The 21,801-nt window shown below is 70.7% G+C and carries 22 protein-coding genes; 6 read left to right on the forward strand and 16 right to left on the reverse strand.

All coding sequences use genetic code 11. The features are described 5' to 3' along the window. Nucleotides 1-43: 43 nt before the first annotated feature. The 9 genes from prcB to ACX27O_RS11015 form a co-directional block, all read right to left on the reverse strand. Nucleotides 44-883, reverse strand: coding sequence for a proteasome subunit beta (gene prcB / locus ACX27O_RS10975; protein ID WP_030332906.1), 840 nt, complete (start codon nucleotides 881-883; stop codon nucleotides 44-46). Next, entirely contained in the window at nucleotides 802-1,473 is a 672-nt protein-coding gene (locus ACX27O_RS10980; protein ID WP_030332904.1) for an endonuclease VII domain-containing protein, read from the reverse strand. The genes prcB and ACX27O_RS10980 overlap by 82 nt, the downstream gene beginning before the upstream one ends. Before the next feature lie 6 nt (nucleotides 1,474-1,479). Further along, complete coding sequence (locus ACX27O_RS10985; protein WP_030332902.1) at nucleotides 1,480-1,695, reverse strand: ubiquitin-like protein Pup; 216 nt, start codon at nucleotides 1,693-1,695, stop codon at nucleotides 1,480-1,482. A 104-nt stretch (nucleotides 1,696-1,799) separates the two neighbouring features. Beyond that, nucleotides 1,800-3,317, reverse strand: coding sequence for a depupylase/deamidase Dop (gene dop / locus ACX27O_RS10990; protein ID WP_036411579.1), 1,518 nt, complete (start codon nucleotides 3,315-3,317; stop codon nucleotides 1,800-1,802). Nucleotides 3,318-3,458: 141 nt separating this feature from the next. Then, on the reverse strand, nucleotides 3,459-5,006 hold the full coding sequence (locus tag ACX27O_RS10995; protein WP_030332898.1) for a DUF2142 domain-containing protein: 1,548 nt from the start codon (nucleotides 5,004-5,006) through the stop codon (nucleotides 3,459-3,461). 57 nt (nucleotides 5,007-5,063) lie between these two features. Further along, on the reverse strand, nucleotides 5,064-5,996 hold the full coding sequence (locus ACX27O_RS11000) for a glycosyltransferase family 2 protein (RefSeq protein WP_030332896.1): 933 nt from the start codon (nucleotides 5,994-5,996) through the stop codon (nucleotides 5,064-5,066). Between the two features lie 2 nt (nucleotides 5,997-5,998). Beyond that, nucleotides 5,999-6,946 carry a Gfo/Idh/MocA family protein gene (locus ACX27O_RS11005; RefSeq protein WP_081883858.1) on the reverse strand — a complete coding sequence of 316 codons (948 nt, stop codon included), beginning with the start codon at nucleotides 6,944-6,946 and terminating at the stop codon, nucleotides 5,999-6,001. After that, entirely contained in the window at nucleotides 6,939-8,039 is a 1,101-nt protein-coding gene (locus ACX27O_RS11010) for a DegT/DnrJ/EryC1/StrS family aminotransferase (protein WP_030332892.1), read from the reverse strand. Before ACX27O_RS11010 ends, ACX27O_RS11005 begins: the two co-directional genes overlap by 8 nt. An 18-nt stretch (nucleotides 8,040-8,057) precedes the next feature. Further along, nucleotides 8,058-8,591, reverse strand: coding sequence for an acyltransferase (locus ACX27O_RS11015; RefSeq protein WP_030332890.1), 534 nt, complete (start codon nucleotides 8,589-8,591; stop codon nucleotides 8,058-8,060). 159 nt (nucleotides 8,592-8,750) lie between these two features. Between ACX27O_RS11015 and ACX27O_RS11020 the strand changes: the two genes are divergently transcribed. Next, a complete protein-coding gene (locus ACX27O_RS11020) occupies nucleotides 8,751-9,113 on the forward strand; it encodes a GtrA family protein (RefSeq protein ID WP_167337305.1) in 363 nt (120 codons plus the stop codon). Nucleotides 9,114-9,196: 83 nt separating this feature from the next. Here ACX27O_RS11020 and arc read toward each other — a convergent pair whose 3' ends face one another. After that, nucleotides 9,197-10,981: a proteasome ATPase gene (gene arc, locus ACX27O_RS11025; protein WP_030332887.1), complete on the reverse strand. Its 1,785-nt coding sequence runs from the start codon at nucleotides 10,979-10,981 to the stop codon at nucleotides 9,197-9,199. A gap of 178 nt (nucleotides 10,982-11,159) precedes the next feature. On the opposite strand from arc, the gene ACX27O_RS11030 reads away from it, so the two are divergent. Beyond that, entirely contained in the window at nucleotides 11,160-11,453 is a 294-nt protein-coding gene (locus tag ACX27O_RS11030; protein ID WP_030332886.1) for a ferredoxin, read from the forward strand. 48 nt (nucleotides 11,454-11,501) lie between these two features. On the opposite strand, the gene ACX27O_RS11035 is transcribed toward ACX27O_RS11030, so the two are convergent. The 3 genes from ACX27O_RS11035 to ACX27O_RS11045 are packed head-to-tail and all read right to left on the reverse strand — an operon-like array spanning nucleotide 11,502 to nucleotide 14,210. Continuing rightward, a complete protein-coding gene (locus ACX27O_RS11035; protein WP_458939371.1) occupies nucleotides 11,502-12,074 on the reverse strand; it encodes a hypothetical protein in 573 nt (190 codons plus the stop codon). A gap of 46 nt (nucleotides 12,075-12,120) precedes the next feature. Then, entirely contained in the window at nucleotides 12,121-13,122 is a 1,002-nt protein-coding gene (locus ACX27O_RS11040) for a tRNA (adenine-N1)-methyltransferase (protein ID WP_030332881.1), read from the reverse strand. Beyond that, complete coding sequence (locus tag ACX27O_RS11045; RefSeq protein WP_036411658.1) at nucleotides 13,119-14,210, reverse strand: site-2 protease family protein; 1,092 nt, start codon at nucleotides 14,208-14,210, stop codon at nucleotides 13,119-13,121. The genes ACX27O_RS11040 and ACX27O_RS11045 overlap by 4 nt, the downstream gene beginning before the upstream one ends. A 140-nt stretch (nucleotides 14,211-14,350) precedes the next feature. Here ACX27O_RS11045 and ACX27O_RS11050 point away from each other — a divergent pair, with 140 nt between their 5' ends. The 4 genes from ACX27O_RS11050 (at nucleotide 14,351) to ACX27O_RS11065 (ending at nucleotide 19,840) form a co-directional block, all read left to right on the forward strand. Continuing rightward, nucleotides 14,351-15,265 carry a RecB family exonuclease gene (locus ACX27O_RS11050; protein ID WP_030332877.1) on the forward strand — a complete coding sequence of 305 codons (915 nt, stop codon included), beginning with the start codon at nucleotides 14,351-14,353 and terminating at the stop codon, nucleotides 15,263-15,265. Nucleotides 15,266-15,470: 205 nt separating this feature from the next. Then, on the forward strand, nucleotides 15,471-16,157 hold the full coding sequence (locus ACX27O_RS11055) for a response regulator (protein ID WP_030332874.1): 687 nt from the start codon (nucleotides 15,471-15,473) through the stop codon (nucleotides 16,155-16,157). Nucleotides 16,158-16,517: 360 nt separating this feature from the next. After that, nucleotides 16,518-17,285 (forward strand): ABC transporter ATP-binding protein, encoded by a 768-nt coding sequence (locus ACX27O_RS11060; protein ID WP_030332873.1) that lies wholly within the window; start codon nucleotides 16,518-16,520, stop codon nucleotides 17,283-17,285. Then, nucleotides 17,285-19,840, forward strand: coding sequence for an ABC transporter permease (locus ACX27O_RS11065; RefSeq protein ID WP_030332870.1), 2,556 nt, complete (start codon nucleotides 17,285-17,287; stop codon nucleotides 19,838-19,840). Before ACX27O_RS11060 ends, ACX27O_RS11065 begins: the two co-directional genes overlap by 1 nt. 46 nt (nucleotides 19,841-19,886) lie before the next feature. Here ACX27O_RS11065 and ACX27O_RS11070 read toward each other — a convergent pair whose 3' ends face one another. The 3 genes from ACX27O_RS11070 to ACX27O_RS11080 form a co-directional block, all read right to left on the reverse strand. After that, on the reverse strand, nucleotides 19,887-20,537 hold the full coding sequence (locus tag ACX27O_RS11070; protein WP_030332868.1) for an HAD family hydrolase: 651 nt from the start codon (nucleotides 20,535-20,537) through the stop codon (nucleotides 19,887-19,889). 120 nt (nucleotides 20,538-20,657) lie between these two features. Beyond that, on the reverse strand, nucleotides 20,658-21,401 hold the full coding sequence (locus ACX27O_RS11075; RefSeq protein WP_030332866.1) for a neutral zinc metallopeptidase: 744 nt from the start codon (nucleotides 21,399-21,401) through the stop codon (nucleotides 20,658-20,660). Nucleotides 21,402-21,539: 138 nt separating this feature from the next. After that, nucleotides 21,540-21,743: a hypothetical protein gene (locus ACX27O_RS11080; protein WP_358135899.1), complete on the reverse strand. Its 204-nt coding sequence runs from the start codon at nucleotides 21,741-21,743 to the stop codon at nucleotides 21,540-21,542. Nucleotides 21,744-21,801 lie beyond the last annotated feature (58 nt).

A 21,801-nucleotide genomic window follows, 5' to 3' on the forward strand; every position in this document is an offset into this window, starting at 1 on the left:
GCTGTGCTGACGACTGCTGGCAGGTGGGGGTGGGCGGGCGGGCCTAGCCGCCCGGGTTTTCCATCCGGCCGGCGACCACGCCCTCGGCGATCGTCGCCGTCTCGGCGTCGGTGAGCCGGTAGGTGCCCTCGGCAGTCGCGGTCATCACCACGGGGTAGATCCGGCGGGTCAGGTCGGGCCCACCGGTCGCGGTGTCGTCATCGGCCGCGTCGTAGAGCGCCTCGACCGCCAGCCGCGTCGCGTCCTCGACGGACAACCCGGCCCGGAACCGCTTCTTCAACGCGGACTTGGCGAACAACGACCCGGACCCGATCGCGTCGTAGCCGGTCTCCTCGTACGGGCCACCGGTCACGTCGAAGCTGAAGATCCGACCGGCCCGCGCCGGGTCGGCGGCGGCCAGGTCGAACCCGGCGAAGAGCGGCACCACGGCCAGCCCCTGCATGGCCGCCCCCAGGTTGCCCCGGATCATCGAGGCCAACCGGTTGGCCTTGCCGTCCAACGAGAGCATCGCGCCCTCGATCTTCTCGTAGTGCTCCAGCTCCACCTGGAACAGTCGCATCAGCTCGATGCCGATGCCGGCGGTGCCTGCGATGCCGACCAGCGAGTACGCGTCGGCCGGGTGCACCTTCTCGATGTCACGCTGGGCGATCAGGTTGCCCATGGTGGCCCGCCGGTCGCCCGCCATCACCACACCCTCGGCGGCCGCGATGGCGACGATGGTGGTCGCGTGCGGCGCCAGGTCGGCGGCCATGCCCGGCGGCAGCGGTCGCCGACCGGGCAGCATCTCGGGGGCCACCCGACTCAGAAACGTCGTGAAGGAGGACGTCCCCGCGTTGGTGAACACATCTGGTAGACGCCCGGATGGATCAAAGCCCGCTGCCACGTGGTTCCTCTCAGGTACGTGATCGCCCTGGCCAGCCTCATGGGACTGTCACGGAACTGGCCAAGACCACCGTTGCAGTTGAAGCAGAGTATCCCGCGCACCCATCCGGTGCGATGATCGTGGTCCAGATGTTGCGGGTCGGCGCCGCCACAGATCGCGCAGACCCCGCCCTGCTCGGCCAGGAGCTCCTGAAACTCCTTCTCCCCCACGCCGTACCTCCGCCGCAGGTGGTACTCGCGTGTCCCGCCGTAGAGCCGCTGCGCCGTCTCTTTGCCGCGGGCGTTGTGGCAGGGCTTGCAGTAGCTGTACCGGCCACTGGCCTTGGTCGTGGTGGTGGGGAACTCGTCGAGCGGCTTGATCTGCTCGCAGTCCGGACACCACTTGAGCCCCTCACCAACGGGCGTCGGCGACTTCTTCTGCGGCCCGACGCCCCGCTTGCGGCGGCTCGCCTCGGACCGAGCATTGGCGCACGCCTTGCAGTAGAAGGCCATGCCGTCCACCCGGCGCCGATCACGGTGGAACTCGCTGTAGGCCAGCACTCTCTTGCACTGCGGGCATGTCTTGCCCGGCGGCTCGGTCAAATCGGACATTTACCCCTATTGACCCCCTTTCTGTACATAACCCCTCACGAACTCTTCTGCATTTTCTTCCAGGACGGAGTCGATCTCGTCGAGGAGGTCGTCGACGTCCTCGGTGATCTCGGCGTGCCGCTCGGCCACCTCGGGGTTGGCCTCGGTGGTGACGTCCTCGATTTCCTCGCCCTGACGGGACTTGCCGGACTGCGACTGGCCGCCGCTGTCATGAGTGGCCACTGCTGCCTCCTCCACGATCGTCTGCGATGAACTTACCTCGCGCGGGCGACGAAAAGCCCGCCGCGCGCCGGCTTACGGCACACGACGGGCATCCGGGCGCGTCGTCAGCCCCCGGTCAACGTCTCCAGCAGGTCCTTGGCGCTGGCGCAGCGGTCGAACAGCGCACCGACGTGCGCGCGGGTGCCCCGCTCCGGCTCCATCATCGGCACCCGGACGAGCGACTCCCGGCCCACGTCGAAGATCACTGAGTCCCAGCTCGCGGCGACCACCTCGGAGGCGTACTGCGCGAGGCAGCGACCACGGAAGTAGGCCCGGGTGTCCTCCGGGGGCTCGGTCATCGCGGTACGGGTCTCGTCGTCGGTGAGCAGCGTCTTCATCGCCCCCCGGCTGACCAGGCGGTGGTAGAGGCCCTTCTCCGGCCGGACGTCGGAGTATTGCAGGTCGACGAGCTGGAGCTTGTGCGAGCCCCAACCGAGCTTCTCCCGCTCCCGGTAGCCCTCCAGCAGCCGCAGCTTGGCCACCCAGTCCAACTCGTCGGCGCAGAGCATCGGGTCCCGGCCCAGCCGGTCCAGGACGCTCTCCCAGCGGTCGAGCACGTCGACGGTCTGTTCGTCGGCGTCGGTGCCGTACCGGTCCTCGACAAAGGACCGGGCCCGCTCCAGGTAGGCCCACTGCAGGTCCAGCGCGGTGAGCCGGCGGCCGTCGCGCAGCCGCATGCGGTGCGTCAGTGAGGGGTCGTGGCTGACGGCGCGCAGCTCGCTGACCGGGTCGGCGATGCCGAGGTCGGCGCCGAGCGCCTTCTCCTCGATCATGGTGAGGATCAGGGCGGTGGTGCCGACCTTGAGGTAGGTGGAGATTTCGGAGAGGTTGGCGTCGCCGATGATGACGTGCAGCCGGCGGTACTTGTCGGCGTCGGCGTGCGGCTCGTCGCGGGTGTTGATGATGGGCCGCTTGAGGGTGGTTTCCAGGCCCACCTCGACCTCGAAGAAGTCGGCGCGTTGGGAGATCTGGAAGCCGCTCTGGCCGCCGTCCTGGCCGATGCCGACGCGGCCGGCGCCGCAGACGATCTGGCGGGTGACGAAGAACGGCGTCAGGTACGCCACGATGTCGGCGAACGGCGTCTGCCGGCGCATCAGGTAGTTCTCGTGGGCGCCGTAGCTGGCGCCCTTGTTGTCGGTGTTGTTCTTGTAGAGGTGGATCGGTTGGGTGCCCGGGATGGTGGCGGCCCGGCGGGACGCCTCGGCCATCACCCGCTCGCCGGCCTTGTCCCAGCGCACGATGTCGCGGGGGGTGGTGACCTCCGGGGTGGAGTATTCGGGGTGGGCGTGGTCCACGTAGAGCCGGGCGCCGTTGGTGAGTATCACGTTGGCCAGGCCGAGGTCTTCGTCGGCGAGAGCCTCGGCGGGGTCGTACGCGGCGCCGGAGTAGGTGAAGCCGCGGGCGTCGCGCAGCGGTGACTCTTCCTCGTAGTCCCACCGGGCCCGACCGCCCCGGTTGAGTTCCGGGCGGGCCCCGTAGGCGTTGACCACCTGCGACGAGGTGACCATCGGGTTGGCTCCGGCCTGTCCGGGCACGGAGATGCCGTACTCGACCTCGGTGCCCATGATTCGCCGTACGCTCATGCCGCGCCCCGCTTCAGCTCGCTGACGTACCGGTCCACGCCCCCGCCGGCCGGTGCGTTACCGCTCGATCGGCCCTGCGCTCCAGCCTAGTCCGAATCCGACAGCAACGCCCGCACCGGGCGTGGTCGGCCGGTCGGCCGGTCAGCGAGCATCCGGGGCTGGCTCGGAGATCGCTGACGCCGTCTCGTCGGCCTCGTCGAGGGGGCGCATCGAGACCCGCCAGGCGAGGACGCCGAGCAGTGTCAGCCCGAGCACGCTCGCCAGCAGGGGCGTGATCGAGCCGAGCGGGGGGTGCCAGTCGCCGGCGAAGGGGTTGAAGGTGCGGAAGGTCAGGTATTTGGGCAGCCCGTCCTGCCACCGCACCATCGTCAGGATGAGGACGAAGAGGTGGATCGGCAGGAGCAGGATGACGCTTATTCGGACCAGGGTCCGGCTGCGGGTGGCGTCGAGGCCGCGTTCCTCCCAGACGTACGCGGCGAAGAGCATCACCCCGGCGAGCATCGGCAGCATGTAGCGGCCCTGGGTGACGAACCCGGTCTGCTTGACCAGTGCCACCTGCATCACGGACGGCACCACGGTGCCGGCGACGATCAGGACGAGCAGCCGCCACCGGTCGACCAGCCGGCCGAAGACGAACGCGCCGATCAGTAGTGTCGCGGCGACGAACTGCCAGGTCAGGTAGATCGGCGCGGGCATTCGGGTGTCCAGCCACGAGGTCACGCCGACCATCTGGTCGAGGTAGCCGCGCCACCGGTCGGTTTCGGCGAGGGCGGCCTGGCCGTAGGTGTAGACGTGGCCGCCGTACTTGCCGAGGTCGGAGGTTTTCATCACGACGCCCCAGCCGACCGCGGTGACGGCTGCCACGGCGATGCCGCCGACCCACCACCAGACGGCCTTCTCGCGCACCAGCCGGCCGACGTTGCTCTGCCGCCAGGGGAAGGCGAAGGCGACGAACGCGGCGGCCAGCCAGAGGGGCCCGGTCTGCCGCAGCATGGCGAGCAGCAGTCCGCTGATACCGGCGAGGATGAGGAGCCCGTGGTGCGGTTTGGGTCGGCGGTCCAGGAACAGCGGGATGGTCGCGGCGAAGAACGCCACGCCGGCGGCGATCTCCACGCCGTTGGGGTTGACGGCGCTGGCCATCTGGGCGGCCATCGGGGTGACGGCGACCAGCAGCCCGGCGATCATCAGACGGCGGCGGGACCAGGTCACCGCCACGACGAACGCGCTGGCGAGCAGCGCCGCGGCGATGCCGGCGCTGATGAACCGGGCGAGCAGCACCCCGGACCAGCCCGGCCAGAGGTCGAGTGGCCAGCCGACCAGGGCGTAGTAGACGGGGTGGTAGCGACCGGCGCCGGTGCCGGCGCGTACGGGGGTGTCATCGCTGCCCGGTGGGACCGCGCAGGCGGCGGAGACGGCCGGCTTGAACTGCCAGCACTGTTCTCTGACCAGGCCGGCGGGGACGTCCTGGAAGGCCCCTGAGCCCTTCTTGGCGTCGGCCGGCGGCGGGGCGATCTCGCCCGCCGCCACTCCGGCGGCGCGGATCATGTGTTCCCGCTCGTCCGGTGTGCCGTCGTAGGGGGCGGCGACCGACCAGGCCCCGATGGTCAGCAGGAAGCCGACGAAGGCCAGGATCCAGACCCGGCGGGTGCCGGCGACGGCGCCGTCGCCGGCCGCAGGTTGTTCGGTCATCGCGGTTCTCTGCGCTGCCTTTCAGGGGGCGTGGGTCGGATCAGGGCCCGGTGCCGGTCAGTCCGGCGTCGACTGGATGTCGAGGGTGAGCGCGGAGATCAGCATGTGGATGCCGGTCAGCAGCGGCCCGACGCAGAGCAGGACGCTGCCGGTGGTGGCGACGGGTGGGCCGAGCGTCTCGGCCAGCACCCAGATCCCCCAGCCGGAGCCGAACAGGATGAGGAACAGGCCGGTGAAGAAGAGCAGCGCGACGGCGGAGAACGAGGCGAGGACGTGCTTGAGCAGCATCCGCCGCCAGAAGCCGCGGAACAGGAGGCTGGCGATGCGGGGGGCGACCTTGTGGATGCGCATCGTCGACACCTCCTCGCCGTAGCTGGCGGGGACCGGTACGTCCTTGGCTCGGGCGTTGGCGATGTTGAGCCAGATGAGGAGGTCGTTCTCGAATTCGTAGCCGCGGGCCACGGCGGCGACGTTGAGTCGCAGCAGGGCCGACCGGGAGACCGCGGTGTAGCCGTTCTGCGGGTCGAAGAGGTTCCAGTAGCCGCTGGCGACCTTGGTCGCGAACGACAGGGCGACGCTGCCCAGCATCCGTACGGCCGGCATGTCGGCGAACGACGTGCGGGAGAAGAAGCGGTTGGCCTTGGTGAACTCGTAGCCGTCGTCGCAGATCGGGTCGAGCAGCGCGGGCAGGTAGGCCGGGTCCATCTGGGCGTCACCGGCCATCACGACGTTGATGTCGGCGCCCAGGAGGAGGGCCCGCTCGTGGCCGTCCATGATCGAACCGCCGACGCCGGTGTTCTTCTCGTGGTCGATGACGACGACCCGTGGGTCGCCCACCGCGCGGGCGCGCGCGGAGGTGTCGTCGGTGGAGCAGTCGTTGATGACCACGATGAAGTCCACGAAGTCGGGCATCGTGGTGATCGTCTTGCCGATCAGCCGGCTCTCGTTGTACGCCGGGACGACGGCGGCGATCTTCTGACCCTTGTACATGCTCAGCCGACCAGCGCGGTGTCGCGGATCTGCAGGCACACCTCGAGGGCGGCCAGGCCGTCCTCGCCGCTGACCACCGGTCGGCGGCGGTTGACGACGCAGTCGGCGAAGTGCCGCAGCTCGTGCATCAGCGGTTCGCCGTGCTGGGACAGGAAGGGGATCTCGACGCGGCCGCTCTGCCGGTAGCGCACGCCACCCTCGGAGAGGTACTCGGAGTGTTCGATGCGGTGCACCTCGACCTGCTGGCGCAGCAGGTCGGCGATGACGCAGTCGTTGCGCTGGGTGAGGGTGACGCGGCGGATCTTGTTCTGGCTGACCCGGCTCGCGGTGATGTTGGCGATCATGCCGTTTTCGAACATGAGCAGGGCGAACGCCAGGTCCTGCTCGGCGGAGCGGACGATCCGGGTCGCCGCGCGGTGCGCGACGATCTCCGAGCCGGCCACCGTGCGGGCCAGGTCGACGTCGTGGATCATCAGGTCCAGCAGGACGTCGGCGAGGGCGCGGTTGGAGAACGGGCCGACCCGGGTGATCTCCAACGACAGTGGGTCGTCCACCAGTTGCAGGAGTTCTGTCACCGCCGGGTTGAAGCGCTCGACGTGGCCGACCATCAGCACGCGGTCGTGCTTCTCGGCGAGGTCGATGAGGCTCCGCGCGTCGGCGACGGACGTCGCGATCGGCTTCTCGACGAGCAGGTCCCGGCCGCTGCGCAGGATGCGTGCGCCCAACTCGCCGTGCGTCTCGCTCGGGGTCGCCAGGACGACGGCGTCCACGCCGGCCAGCGCCTCGTCGAGGTCGGTCGTGTACTGCGCGCCGATGGCCTTGGCCAGGGTGGCGGCCCGCTGGGGGTCGGGGTCGCAGACGGAGGTGACGGTGACGTCCGGCGTGGAGAGGGCCACCCGGCCGTGGTTCGCGCCCATGATGCCCGCGCCGATGATCGCCAAATTAGGCATTGAACGCACCTCGTACGGCCTCGATCACCTGGTCGACGTCGTCGTTGGCCAGGTGCTGGTGGACAGGAAGGGAGAGCGCCTCCTCGGCGGCGCGCAGGGCACGAGGGGTGTCGTCCGTGCCGATCTGCGGGTGACCCACGTAGCAGTCGTAGTGGTGCATGAGGCGGGGGTAGTACAGACCGTAGCCGATCTGCCGCTCGTCGAGCCGCTTGCCGAGGTCGTCGCGGCTCAGTGGCGCGTCGGCGCCGATCCGCACCGTGTACTGGTGCCAGACGTGGCTGCGTCCCGCCGGCACCGACGGGGTGGTCAGACCGGGCAGGTCGGCGAGGCCGGCGGTCAGCTTCGCGGCGTTCTCGGCCCGACGGGCGGTGGTCTCGGCGAGCCGGCCGACCTGCGGCACGGCGATGGCCGCCTGCAGGTCGGTCAGTCGCCAGTTGTGCCCCGGCGCCTCGTACTGGTACCGCACCCGCATGCCCTGGTTGCGCAGCAGCCGCAGCCGGTCGGCGATGGCGTCGTCGGAGGTGGTGATCAGGCCACCTTCGCCGCACTGCAGGTTCTTGGTGGCGTACATGGAGAAGCAGCCGACGCCGAACGAGCCGACCGCCCGGTCACCGACGCGGGCGCCGTGCGCCTGGGCGGCGTCCTCGACGATCGCGAGCCCGGCGGTGTCGGCGATCGCGGTGAGGGCCGTCATGTCGGCGGGCAGCCCGTAGAGGTGCACCGGCAGGATGGCCTTGGTCCGTTCGTTGACCAGCGCCTTGACCGATTCCGGGTCGATGGTGAAGTCGTCGCGGATGTCGGCGAAGCGGACCGTCGCGCCGGACTCGAGGATCGCGTTCAGGGTCGCCGCGAAGCTGAAGGGGGTGGTGATCACCTCGTCGCCGGGCTGCAGACCGAGCGCTTCGAGAGCGGCGACCAGGGCGACGGTGCCGTTGCTGACGGCCACGGCGTGCGGCACACCGCACAGCTCCGCGAAGGACCGCTCCAGCTCGGCGACCATCGGGCCCTGCGCCAGCCTGCCGGAGCGCAGAACCGACAGGACCGCGGCCTCTTCCTCGGGGCCGATGACCACCGACGTGATGGGAATAGACATGAGGGGTCTCCTGTGAGTTCAGCGCTCTTCGAGTACGCCGGCGGGCAGCTGCTCGTCGCCGCGGGCGACCACCTCGCCGTTGCGGTTGACCCAGCCGAGGTGCCGGGCCGGGTTGCCGGCCACGAGTTGGTGCGGCTGCACGTCCCGGGTGACGACGGCGCCCGCGGCCACCAGGGCGTACTCCCCGATCTCGGTGCCGCAGACGATCGTGGCGTTGGCGCCGATGGAGGCCCCCGTGCGGACCAGTGTCGGCGTGACCTTCCAGTCCGGGTTCTGCGCCCGCGGGTTGAGGTCGTTGGTGAAGACAGCGCTCGGGCCGACGAACACCTCGTCCTCGAGCGTGACACCGTGATAGACCGAGACGTTGTTCTGCACCTTGACGCGGTCACCGATGGTGACTCCCGCGTCGACGAACACGTTGCGTCCGATGGTGCAGCCGGCACCGATGCGAGCGGTCGACCGGACGTGCGTCAGATGCCAGATCCGAGTCCCGGCTCCGACCTCGGCCCCGGCCTCCACCTCGGCTGTCGGGTGGATGGAGACACTCGGCATGTCGGTCACTGCACACCTTCGGGGGGTCTCGGGGCGATCGCGGGACGGGGAGACGATAGCGTGCTCCACCGTGACGACACATGGCGGGTCCGCATCCGAGGGTCAGCGATGAGGGCGGCGGCCTCGGCGACGATCGCAGGCCTGACACGCCGCAGCGAGGTGCGTTTTCTGATCGTCGGCGGGCTCAGCGCGATCACCGACACCAGTGCGCTCTACCTGTTCCACGGGGTGCTGGGGGTGTGGCTTCCGTTCGCCACGGTGCTCGCCTTCGCCGTGGCGTTCGTGGTCAACTTCGGGCTGAACCGGGCCTGGTCGTTCGGCTCGACCGGCGACGTCGGCGGTCAGGCGTGGCGATACCTGCTGCTGGTGCTGGTCAATCTGGCCCTCACTGTCGCCCTCGTGCAGGGGCTGACCTGGGCCGGTCTGCCGTACCTGGTCGCGAAGGTGCTCACCACCGGCGGCCTGGCGGTGCTGAACCTCTTCGTCTCCCGCAGGTGGATCTTCACCGACGGTCAGCGCTGACGCGCCGGGCGGTCCGCCGCCGGGGTGCGCAACGGCAACCGGGGCGACGCGTTTCGACGCGTCGCCCCGGTTGAACGCTGGTGCTACAGGTACTGGCCGGTGTTGCTGGCGGTCTCGATGGACCGGCCGGCCTCGGCGCCCTTGCCGCCGGAGACGAGCGTGCGGATGTAGACGATCCGCTCGCCCTTCTTGCCGGAGATGCGCGCCCAGTCGTCGGGGTTGGTGGTGTTGGGGAGATCCTCGTTCTCGCGGAACTCGTCGACGCAGGCGTCGAGCAGGTGCTGCAGGCGCAGCCCCTTGCGGCCCGAGGTGAGGAACTCCTTGATGGCCATCTTCTTGCTCCGGTCGACGATGTTCTGGATCATCGCGCCGGAGTTGAAGTCCTTGAAGTAGAGGACTTCCTTGTCACCGTTGGCGTAGGTGACCTCGAGGAAGCGGTTCTCCTCGGTCTCGGAGTACATCCGCAGCACCACGGCGTCGATCATCGCCGCGACGGTGGCCTGGGGGTCGGTGCCGTGTTCGGCCAGGTCGTCCGGGTGCAGGGGCAGCCCGGAGAGGATGTACTTGGAGAAGATGTCCTTGGCCGCCTCGGCGTCCGGTCGCTCGATCTTGATTTTGACGTCGAGTCGACCGGGGCGCAGGATCGCCGGGTCGATCATGTCTTCCCGGTTGGAGGCGCCGATGACGATGACGTTCTCCAGGCCCTCCACGCCGTCGATCTCGCTGAGCAACTGCGGGACGATGGTGTTCTCCACGTCGGAGGAGACACCGGAGCCACGGGTCCGGAAGATCGAGTCCATCTCGTCGAAGAACACGATCACCGGCGTGCCCTCGCCGGCCTTCTCCCGGGCCCGCTGGAAGATCAGCCGGATGTGCCGCTCGGTCTCGCCGACGTACTTGTTGAGCAGCTCGGGACCCTTGATGTTGAGGAAGAAGCTGGTGTGCTTCTCCTTGCCCTGACGCTCAGCGATCTTCTTGGCGAGCGAGTTGGCCACCGCCTTGGCGATGAGCGTCTTGCCGCAGCCCGGCGGCCCGTAGAGCAGGATGCCCTTGGGCGGGCGGAGCTGGTGCTCACGGAACAGGTCCGCGTGCAGGAACGGCAACTCCACCGCGTCGCGGATCTGCTCGATCTGCGACTGGAGGCCACCGATGTCGCCGTAGTCGACGTCGGGCACCTCCTCCAGGACCAGCTCCTCGACCTCGCTCTTCGGGATCCGCTCGTACGCGTACGCCGAGCGGGGCTCGATCATGAGCGAGTCGCCGGCCCGGATCGCCGAGCCGATGAGCGTCTCGGCGAGGTGCACGATGCGCTCCTCGTCGGAGTGGGAGACCACCAGCGCCCGGTCGCCCGGCCCGCCGTTCGGTCCCTCCAGGATCTCCTTGAGCATCACCACCTCGCCGACCCGCTCGTAGCCGAACGCGTCGACGATGTTGAGCGCGTCGTTGAGCAGGACCTCCTGGCCGCGCCGCAGGTCACCCACGTCGAGCGAGGGCGAGACCGCGACCCGTAGTTTCCGGCCGCCGGTGAAGACGTCCACCGTGCCGTCCTCGTGCTTGGCCAGGAAGACGCCGTAACCGCTCGGCGGTTGCGCGAGCCGGTCGATCTCCTCCTTGAGCGTCACGATCTGCGTGCGAGCCTCCTTGAGGGTGCTCACCAGCCGGTCGTTGTTCTCGGTCAGCCGCGCCAACTGCGCCTGGGTGGCCGCCAGCCGCTCTTCGAGCTGCCGGACGTGTCGGGGGCTTTCGGTCAACTTGCGCCGCACCAGGGCGAGTTCCTCTTGCAGGAACGCGACCTGCGTGGAGAGATCGTGGGCTTCCTTCTCCCACCGTGCGGCGCGCGAGTCCGCGTCGTCGCTACGTGCTGCCACGTCCCACCTCCCCGGGGGGCTTGAACGTTCTGCCCTAACACTAGCCGCTATGAGGCCGATTCGGTCCCACGCAACACCCTCGTCACCGAACCTTGATCGCCAAGGGTGGCCTGGCGGGCCGTTACCGGCGTTCGGGTACCGTCGGAGCGTGGGACGGGAGAACATGGGGGGTGCACCGGTGGCCGAGGTCGCGACCGACGAGTTGCAGGTCTGGGTTGACCAGGATCTCTGCACCGGCGACGGGCTCTGCGTGCAGTACGCGCCGGAGGTTTTCGAGTTCGACATCGACGGCCTGGCCTACGTCAAGGGCGTCGACGGTGAGCTGCGGATGGCGCCGGGCAGCCGGGTCGACGTTCCCGCGCACCTGCGACTCGAGGTGATCGACTCGGCGAAGGAGTGTCCGGGCGACTGCATCCACGTGGTGCGCGGCGACGGCGTCGAGGTCGCCGGCCCGGAGGCCGAGGACGACTGACCCACCGGCCGGGCCGCGCGGCCCGGCCGGGTCCAGAAGGGGTACGCCTCAGAGCATCGGCCGGCCGACCACCGAGGCGACCAACCGCGCGAACTCCTCCAACCGGGCGATCTGCCCGGCCCCGCCGTCGTCGAGGGTCTTACCGAACCGCAGCGCGTCGTGCCGGGGTGTGCCGGCCATCTCCTCGCTCGGCGGCGCCTCGTCCAACGAGGTGAGCAGCAGGTAGACGTCGATGCTGTCGACCCGGATCTCGCCGCTGTCGGAGCGGCTGAGCCGTCGCCGGCAGCCCACCTCGGTGACGGTGGAGACCGGCACCACCCGCAGCGACGAGGTCATCGAGCCGGGTGGGCCCTCCTCCGGCGGCACGTCCTCGCCGTGCCAGAGGATGAGCCGGCTGCCGTCACAGACGACGACCTCCTGCCACACCCCGTTGACCTCGTTGACGAAGCGTTCCAGGGTGAAGCCGAGCACCGACGCGCCGCGCAGCACGCCACCGAGCGCCTCCAGGGCGACGTCCGGGTCCCGCAGGTAGGCCCGCGCCGCGGACTCCAGGTCCTGGTAGGGCGACCAGTCGGGAAAGACCGCGGGGAGGTCTCCACCGCCGTAGCCCGGTCGGCTCATGCCAGCGTCTCCCCCTGCTCGGCGCTGCCGACACCCCGCTCGATGGTCACGGCCTGTCCATCTCCCCCGTACCGTTGGCCTGAGCGCCCGCGGCCTGGGCGGCGGCGGCCTGTCGGGCCGCCTCCGCCTCGCGCAGGTCCTGGCGGCGCTGCGCGTACGCCTCGGTGCCCTTGCTGGGTTTGCGGCGACGCGGCGGCGCGGTGACCCCCGGGGCCAGCTTGCGCGCGGACACCAGGAAGGCGGTGTGCGCGATCATCCGGTGGTCGGGGCGGACGGCGAGGCCCTCGGCGTGCCAGTCGCGCACCAGGGACTCCCAGGCCCGTGGCTCGGTCCAGCCGCCGCGCTCGCGCAACGCCTCCACCAGCTCGGAGAGCTGCGGTGTGGTGGCGACGTAGCCGATGAACACCCCGCCGGGCACCAGCGCCCGCTCGACCATGTCGAGGGTCTCCCAGGGGGTCAGCATGTCCAGGATGATCCGGTCGAAGCCGGTCTCCTGGCACTGCGCGACGTCGCCGACGTGCAGGTTCCACGAGGGGTGCGGCCCGTTGAAGAACGCCTCGACGTTGCGCTTGGCGATCTGGGCGAAGTCGTCGCGCAGCTCGAACGAGTGCAGCTCGCCCTCGGTGCCGACGGCGCGCAGCAGGGAGCAGCTCAGCGCGCCGGAGCCGGCGCCGGCCTCCAGCACCTTCGCACCGGGGAAGATGTCACCCATCGCGACGATCTGCGCCGAGTCCTTCGGGTAGATCACCTGGGCGCCGCGCGGCATGGACAGCACGTAGTCCGACAGGAGCGGCCGCAGGGCCAGGAACGCGGTGCCGCCACCGGAGGTGGTCACCACGCTGCCGTCGGGGAGCCCGATCAGCGCGTCGTGCGCCAGGATGCCGCGGTGGGTGTGGAACTCCTTGCCGGGCTCCAGCGTCACGGTGTGCATCCGCCCCTTGGGGTCGGTCAGCTGGACCCGGTCGCCGGGCCGGAACGGCCCGCGGTGCACGGGTGTCAGCGCCGGGGTGGCGGCGTCGGCGGCGACGGTGGAGGGAGTTGCGGTCACGGTGTCATCTTCCGGTTGGGTTCGAGGAGCTGTGCCAGGTCCCCGATGTGCAGAATGCCGACGACATCTTCGCCTGAGGTCACCACGTACTGCGCGCCCGGGTGGGTCTGTACGGCCTCCATCACCCGCTCGCCGTCCCACCCGAGCGACAACGTGGGAAGTGTGCCCAGCGACCGGGCGACGGCGTCCACCGCCAGCCACGGTCGGCGCTCGACCGGCACCGCGTGTGCGGCGGTCGGGTCGACCAGCGCCACCGGTCGACCGGTCGAGTCGGTGACCAGCAGCGCGGCGTTCGGCTGCCCGCTCTCGGCGCGCCTGCGCTCGGCCTCGGCCAGCGGTGTGCCGGTGGCCACCGGCCAGACCGGGCGGGCCAGCCGGGCGAGGTCGATCAGCGGGAACCGGCGGCTGACCCGGGCGGCCCGGATCGACTGCCCGGCGCCGCGCCAGAGGGTGACGGCGACCAGCAGCATCAGCGGCAGCGCCAGCGGCGCCAGCCGCCGCTCGACGGTGAGCAGCAGCACCAGGGCCGCGGTGCCGACGGCGACGATCCGGCCGGCCCACCCGGCGACCTCGGTGCCGAGGTGCCGGTCGCGGGTCAGCATCCACACGGCGGCGCGCAGCGCCCGGCCGCCGTCGAGCGGCAGCCCGGGCAGGCTGTTGAACAGCGCCACGATGACGTTGCTGACCGCGAGCTGGAAGGCGAGCTGGTGGGCCACTGTCCCCTCGGGCAGGGCGAGGGTGGCGGCGACCGCCAGGACGCCGAGCACTGCGGAGACGGCCGGGCCGGCCAGCGAGACCAGCAGGTCGACGCGGGGCGACGGGGCGTCCCGGTCCATCTCGGTGTAGCCGCCGAGCAGCTCCAGGGTGATCCCGCGCACACCGATGCCGTACCGGCGGGCGGTGAGGGCGTGGCCCAGCTCGTGCAGCAGCACCGAACCGAGCAGCGACACGACGAACCCGAAGCCGATCAGGTAGCCGCTGAGCTGCGGCAGGCCCAGTTGCCGGCGGGCGAACTCGCCGTACAGCACCGCGATGAGCACCGCGAGCAGGACCATCGAGCCGTTGAGGTGCAACGGCACCCCGAACACCCGTCCGACGTTCAGGCCGAGACGCCGGTCCGGTCGGCGCGGCGGCCGGGTTGTCTGCTCCATCGCCACGATGCTACGGACCGCCGCTGTGCGGGGCGGGCGGCGGTCGGTGTCACACCGGTGCCCTAACCTTTGCCGACATGACGGCGGAATCGGTCACCACCCCCCAGCCCTCCCCCGCGGCGCAGGCGCCGCCGACGGTGCGGGCCTCGCTGTCGCCGTCGCGGGCGGCGGATTTCAAGACCTGCCCGCTGCTCTACCGGTTCCGCAGCATCGACCGGCTGCCCGAGCGCACCACCATCGAGCAGGCCCGGGGCACGCTGGTGCACGCGGTGCTGGAGCGTCTGTTCGACCTGCCCGCCACCGGCCGCACGCCGGAGGCGGCCGGTGACCTGGTGGCCCCCCAGTGGGACCGACTGGTCACCGAGCAGCCGGAGCTGGCCGGGATCTTCGACGACGCGGAGCCGGCCGGCCCGGTGGAGTTCCTCCGCTCCGCGGCCGGGCTGTTGCAGGGTTACTTCGCGGTGGAGGACCCGACCCGGTTGGAGCCGGCCGAACGCGAGAGCCTGATCTCCGCGGTGGTCGACGAGGAGCTGCTGATCCGGGGCTACCTCGACCGGCTCGACGTCGCCCCGGACGGCGCGCTGCGGGTGGTCGACTACAAGACCGGTGGCGCTCCACGGGAGGCGTTCGAGGCGCGGGCGCTGTTCCAGCTGAAGTTCTACGCCCTGGTGCTGTGGCGCACCCGGGGGGTGGTGCCGCGGGTGCTGCGCCTGCTCTACCTGCGCGACGCCGAGGTGTTGGACTACACCCCGGACGCCGACGAGCTGGTCCGCTTCGAACGCACGGTGGTGGCGCTGTGGCGGGCGATCGAGCAGGCCACCGCCCGGCAGGACTTCCGGCCCCGGCCGAGCCGGCTCTGCGACTGGTGCAGCCACCAGGCGCTGTGTCCCAGCTTCGGCGGCACCCCGCCGCCGTTCCCGGTCGCCGCCGCGAGCGCCGACCCGCTGCGCGACTCCCGGTCCACCCCGGTGGCGCCGGGCGCCGACGAGTGAGCGCCCGCTGACCGACGCGCCTGCCCCGGCGCGGCGTCGCCGGTCGACCCCCGGGGTGCGCCCGACGCCGGTGAACCGACCGCAACGGCGCCGCATCGGTCGGGACAGGGCGACCGGCCGGCCTCTACGGTGATCCGCGACGCACCGGTTCCGGTGGGCGAGGATGACCGGTGCGCGCCACGAGGCCGGCGGGACGGGAGACGAGATGAGCGATCGGGCACCCTCGGCGCGGCCGGTGCGGATCCTGCTCGCCGACGACCAGCCGCTGCTGCGGACCGGGTTCCGGATGGTGCTGGGCGCCGAGAGCGACCTGGACGTGGTGGCCGAGGCCGGTGACGGGGTGGAGGCGGTGGAGTTGTCCCGCCGGCTGCTGCCGGACGTCGTGCTGATGGACATCCGGATGCCCCGGATGGACGGGGTGGCGGCGACCCGGGCGATCGTCGACGCCCGACTACCGGTACGGGTGCTGGTGCTGACGACCTTCGACCTGGACGAGTACGTGGTGGGCGCGTTGCGGGCCGGTGCCAGCGGGTTCCTGGCCAAGGACGTGCCGGCCGAGGACCTGATCGCGGCGATCCGCACCGTCGCCGGGGGCGACGCGGTGGTGGCGCCTCGGATTCTGCGGCGACTGCTGGACCGCTTCGCGGAGCTGCTGCCCGACCCGGCGGTGACGCCGTCGGCGGCGCTCGACGCGCTCACCGACCGGGAGCGTGAGGTGCTCGTGCAGGTCGCCCGGGGGTTGTCCAACGCCGAGATCGCGAGGGTCCTGTCGGTGAGCGAGACCACCATAAAGACCCACGTCGGGCACGTGCTGACCAAGCTGCGGCTGCGCGACCGGGTGCAGGCGGTCGTGCTGGCGTACGAGTCGGGGCTGGTCCGCCCCCGGGCGTAGCCCGCACCGGCCCGGCTACCTCACCTGGCGTACTCGAAGATCCCTCCGTGGGGGGACGGCTGGCGTTGCCGCCGTCACCTACCGTGACCGGAGACGGCCCGGTTCGGTTGACCCTCCTGTGGCGTCAGGCGGAAGTGTTGGTGCTGCCGCCCGCCCGGGGGGGTGGGGAAAAACGGTCTGTCGGTCGTCATGTCAGGGGCAACCCTGATCCGACATGGGGGTGCACCCGCAGCGGGAAATCCGCACCGGGTCCCCCCAGGGTCGGACGGGACGGGCGAGGAAAGCACCGATGATTGAACGGTCGCGCCGGACCATCGGGGGGCGGCGTGCGTTTTCGGACAGACGGAAGAGGTAGATGACGTGACCGCGACGGTAGGCCAGCAGGCGCAGGCCGCGGCCCGGGCGAACGACGTGTGGAAGGTGTACGGCAGCGGCGAGGCTCAGGTCATCGCGCTGCGGGGGGTCAGCGCCGAGTTCGAACGTGGCCGCTTCACCGCGATCATGGGCCCGTCGGGTTCCGGCAAGTCGACGCTGATGCACTGCCTGGCCGGTCTGGACTCGGTGACCCGGGGGACGGTGTCGATCGGTGAGACGACTGTCACCGGGCTGGGCGACGCGGGGCTGACGAAGCTGCGCCGCGACAAGGTGGGCTTCATCTTCCAGCAGTTCAACCTGCTGCCGACGCTGACCGCCAAGGAGAACATCCTGCTGCCACTGTCGATCGCCGGGCGTAAGCCGGACCCGGCCTGGTACGACACGGTGATCGAGACGGTGGGACTGAAGGATCGACTGGACCACCGGCCGGCGCAGCTCTCCGGTGGGCAGCAGCAGCGGGTGGCGTGCGCGCGGGCGCTGGTCTCCCGCCCCGAGGTGATCTTCGCGGACGAGCCGACCGGCAACCTGGACTCACGCTCCGGCGCGGAGGTGCTCAACTTCCTGCGTAACTCGGTGCGCGAGCACGGCCAGACCATCGTGATGGTCACCCACGACCCGACGGCCGCCGCGTACGCCGACCGGGTGGTCTTCCTCGCCGACGGTGAGATCGTCTCGGAGCTGATCGAGCCGACCGCCGAGACGGTGCTGGACACCATGAAGAAGCTGGACACTCCGGCCGAGGTGGGCAACTGATGTTCCGCGCGACGCTGAAGAGTCTGCTGGCCCGCAAGGTCCGGCTGATCCTGTCCGGCCTGGCGGTGGTGCTCGGGGTGATGTTCGTCTCCGGCGCGTTCGTCCTCACCGACACGCTGGGTCGCTCCTTCGACTCGATCTTCGCCGACGCCTACTCGGACGTCGACGTGAACGTCGCGGCGAAGCCGAAGGTGCAGGTCAACGAGATGGAGGGTGAGCAGACGGCCGCCGCGCTGCCCGCCGCCGTGGTGGACCGGGTCACGCAGGTGCCGGGGGTGGCGTCGGCTACCGGTGTCGTCGCCGCCGACGGCGCCCGGATCATCGGCAGCAACGGCAAGGTGGTGACCTCGTTCGGTCCGCCGCAGTTGGGCGAGAACTGGACCGGCGAGGGCGAGCTGCTGCGGCTGCGTGAGGGGCGCGCGCCGCAGGCCGAGGACGAGATCGTCATCAACAAGGCGTTGGCCACGGCCGCGAAGGTGCAGGTCGGCCAGAAGGTCGGCGTGCTCACCGCGTTCGAGTCGAAGAAGCGGGACTTCACCCTGGTCGGTGTCGTCGGTTACAGCGGTGACCGGGACTCGATCGGTGGTGCCAACGAGGTCTTCTTCACCACTCCGGTGGCGCAGCGGCTGATGCTCGGCGAGCCCGATGTGTTCAGCAACATCACCGTACGCGCTGCCGGCGGGGTCTCCGACGAGACGCTGCGCGACGACGTGAGCGGTGCCCTCGGCGCGGACTTCGAGGTGAAGACCGGCGAGCAGTTGGCCGCGGACGCCGCGGGTGGCCTGAAGGAGGGCCTGTCCTTCTTCAACAAGATCCTGCTCGGTTTCGCGGCGGTGGCGCTGCTGGTGGGCACCTTCCTGATCCTCAACACGTTCTCGATCATCGTGGCGCAGCGGACCCGGGAGTTGGCGCTGATGCGCGCCATCGGGGCCAGCGGGCGGCAGATCATCGGTTCGGTGGTGCTGGAGGCCATCGCGGTGGGGTTGATCGCGTCGGTGCTCGGCCTGGCGGCCGGTATCGGGGTGGGCGCGCTGCTGGCGTTCCTGTTCGGCAAGTTCGCCGGTGGGCTGACCCTGGCCGGGATCGGCGTGCCGGCGGCGGCGGTGATCGGTGCGTTCGCCGTCGGTCTGGTGATCACCGTGGTGGCGGCGCTGCTGCCGGCGCTGCGGGCGTCGCGGATCCCGCCGATCGCGGCCATGCAGGACGTGGCCACCCCGGACCGGCCGTTGACCAAGGTCACCGTGGCCGGATCGCTGGTCACCGGCGTCGGCGCGGTGCTGCTGTTCCTCGGGCTCAGCGGCAACGCCGGCGGTCAGACGCTGTCCACCATCCTCGGTGGGGTGCTGTTCGCCTTCATCGGGGTGGCGTTGCTGACCCCGCTGATCAGCCGGCCGGTGGTGAGCCTGCTGGGCGCGATCTTCTCCTGGTCGGTGCCGGGCAAGCTGGGCCGGCTCAACTCCGGGCGCAACCCGCGCCGCACGGCGATCACCGCCGCCGCGCTGATGGTCGGCATCGCGCTGGTCACCGGCGTCACTGTCATCCTCGACTCGGCCAAGGGCAGCATCAGCGCGCTCGCCCAGGACACCATCAAGGCCGAGCTGGTGATCGCCGGCGTGCAGGGCGGTCCGCGTCCGCCGTCGTTCGACCCGGGGGTGCTGGACCAGGCCAAGGCCCTGCCCGGTGTGCAGCTGGTCGACGGCGAGTACGGCGACATGGCGAAGATCGACGGCGAGAGCACCTGGGTGGCGGCGAGCAGCGACCCGGCGTCGCTGCGGCAGATCTTCGGGGCGAAGCCGACCGCCGGTGACATCGACCGGATCGGGCCGACGCAGATGTTGGCCAGCTCGGACACGGCCACCTCCCGTGGCTGGTCGGTCGGCTCGACGGTGACGGTGCAGCTGACCCGGGGCGAGGCCCGCACCTACACGGTCAGCGGCATCTACGAGTCGTCGCAGCTGACCAACCCGGTGACGCTGCCTCCGGCGGCGGCGAAGAACTTCGCCATCCCGCAGCCCATCCAGGGCTTCATCCAGCTGGCACCGGGCACCCGGGTCTCCGACGTTCAACCGCAGGTCGAGGCGTTGCTCGCGGACAGCCCCGAGGTGTCGGTGGCCGACCGGGACGCGTTCATCAAGCAGCAGACGAGTTCGCTCGACGGGTTGCTCACGATGATCCAGATCCTGCTCGCGCTGGCCATCGTGATCGCCGTGCTGGGCATCATCAACACCCTGGCCCTGTCGGTGCTGGAGCGGACCCGCGAGTTGGGTCTGCTGCGGGCGATCGGCCTGCGCCGGTCCCAGACCATGGGGATGATCACCGTGGAGGCGGTGGTGATCTCGGTGTTCGGCGCGCTGCTCGGCGTGGTGGTGGGCACCGGTCTCGGCGCCGCGGTGGTCGAGGCGCTCAAGGACGAGGGCATCACCGACCTGATCCTGCCCTGGGGGCAGATGGGAGTGTTCCTCGGTCTCGCCGCCGTCATCGGCGTGGTGGCCGCGGTGCTCCCGGCCGTTCGGGCGGCTCGGATCAACGTGCTGGGCGCCATCGCCCACGACTGACGCCGCAATCGAAGGGGCTCCCGCACCGCGGGGGCCCCTTCGTGCGTCAGGCTGCGGCCCGGTCGGCCAGCAGGTCCGCGAGAAACGCCAGGTCCACGCCGGTCAGGCTCTCCACCTGGCGTACGCCGACAGTGCTCGGCAACGCCACCTCCGCCGGTACGGCCAGCACCGCCGCGCCGGCGGCGACCGCGCTGGCCACCCCGGTCGGTGAGTCCTCGATCGCCACGCACCGCCCGATCGGCACACCCAGCAGCCGGGCGGCGGTCAGGTAGGGCTCGGGGTGCGGTTTGGCGGCCACCACCTCGTCGCCGGCGACCACCGTGTCGAAGTTGTCCCGGCCGAGGGTGTCCAGGGCGATCTCGACCAGCGCCCGGGGGCTGGAGGTGACCAGCGCGGTGGGGATTCCCGCCGCGCGGACCGCGTGCACCAGCTCGAACGCGCCGGGTTGCCAGGGCAGGCCGGTGCGGAACAGCTCCAGGATCCGGGCGTTGATCCACGCCGCGCTGATCTCCGGATCCCGTTCGGGCTGCCCCAGGTCGTCGTGCAGGATGCGCATCGACTCGGCCATGGCGGTGCCGACGATCGACTGGCGGGCGTCGACGGAGAGCTCCCCGCCGTACTCCTTCGCGAGTTCCTGCAACGCGACGTCCCACAGCTTCTCGCTGTCGACCAGCGTGCCGTCCATGTCGAAGAGCACGGCGGCGGGGTAGGTGCTGCTCAGCGGAGCCTCCAGGGTCGTGGGCGACACCGGCGATCCTGCCAGCACCGCGCGTTTGCGGTGGCGGCAACGGGCGTCGGAGTGACCCGGGCAACCCACTCAGCCCAGGTCGCACTCCTTCAGGGAACCCTCGTAGCCGCGGAAGAACATGTCGGTGCGTTGCTCGGCGGTGCCGTGCGCGCCTTCGGCGAACCACGGCTGGTCCGGGTCGTCGCCGACCGCCGCCACCCCCTCCCGGAACTCGTCCAGGTCGCCCTCGGCGAGGGTCAGGGCGCCCGAGCGCACCGAGTCGCCGAGGTACGCCCCGGCCATGCAGTCGGCCTGCAGTTCCTGCTGGATGGTGAAGCTGTAGTTGATGCCGAGCCGCACCTGGATGGCGTGCGCGTACTCGTGCCCGAGCAGGTAGAAGACGAACGCGTCGCCGACCTGGCGGAACGCCGCCACGGACCAGGCGACGTCGTAGGCGATGAAGTCGCCCCGCGAGCAGTAGACCGCGTTGTTGCGGGGCAGCCGCTGCCCACCGCAGGACACCTCGCCGTCGCGCTGGTACGGAATGATCTGCCGGATCGGTCGGAACTGCTGCCCCGATTCCTTGAACTGGGCCGCCCAGTACCGCTCGGCGACCGCCTGCGCGTCGGCGACGTCCTGTTCGAACTCGGCGATGCTGGTGGTGCTGTCGGCCCGGGTGGTGCTCGGGCCCGGGGAGGCGGCCGGCGGGTTCGCTCCGGGGCGCTCGGCCTCCGGCTCGACCAGCCCACCGCCGGCGCAGGCGAGTGAGACCAGTGCGGCGATCAGCAGGCCCGCCAACGGGCCCCGCGCGTCGCGTCCGAACCGTGCCGCCACTGTGCCTCCCCAGACATCGGTGCTCGGGCTGCGATGTACCCCGACGATACGGCCGTCACGCCCACCACCGGATTCACGCAAGCCGCGCCCAGACGGTTCACGCCGAGCGTCGCCGTGGCGGACGGTCAGGTGGATCGGTCAGCCGCTCGACTCCCGCCCGCGCTGCCAGGTGCCACCCTGGTCACCGTGCCGTTCGGCCTCGTACCGGTGCTGCCGACCCCGGGCCTCCCGCCCCGCCGCCGGATCGTCCGCGGAGTCCACCCGCCCCCGCCGAACGACCGCCGCCCAAGCCGCCCCCACCACCAACACAAACGCCCCCACCACCACCCACACCACCGTCATTCCACCAACCTAATCCCCACCCACCATCCCCTCGCTCACTGGTGATCAAGAGGTTGGC

Source organism: Micromonospora sp. SD19 (genome assembly GCF_054462275.1).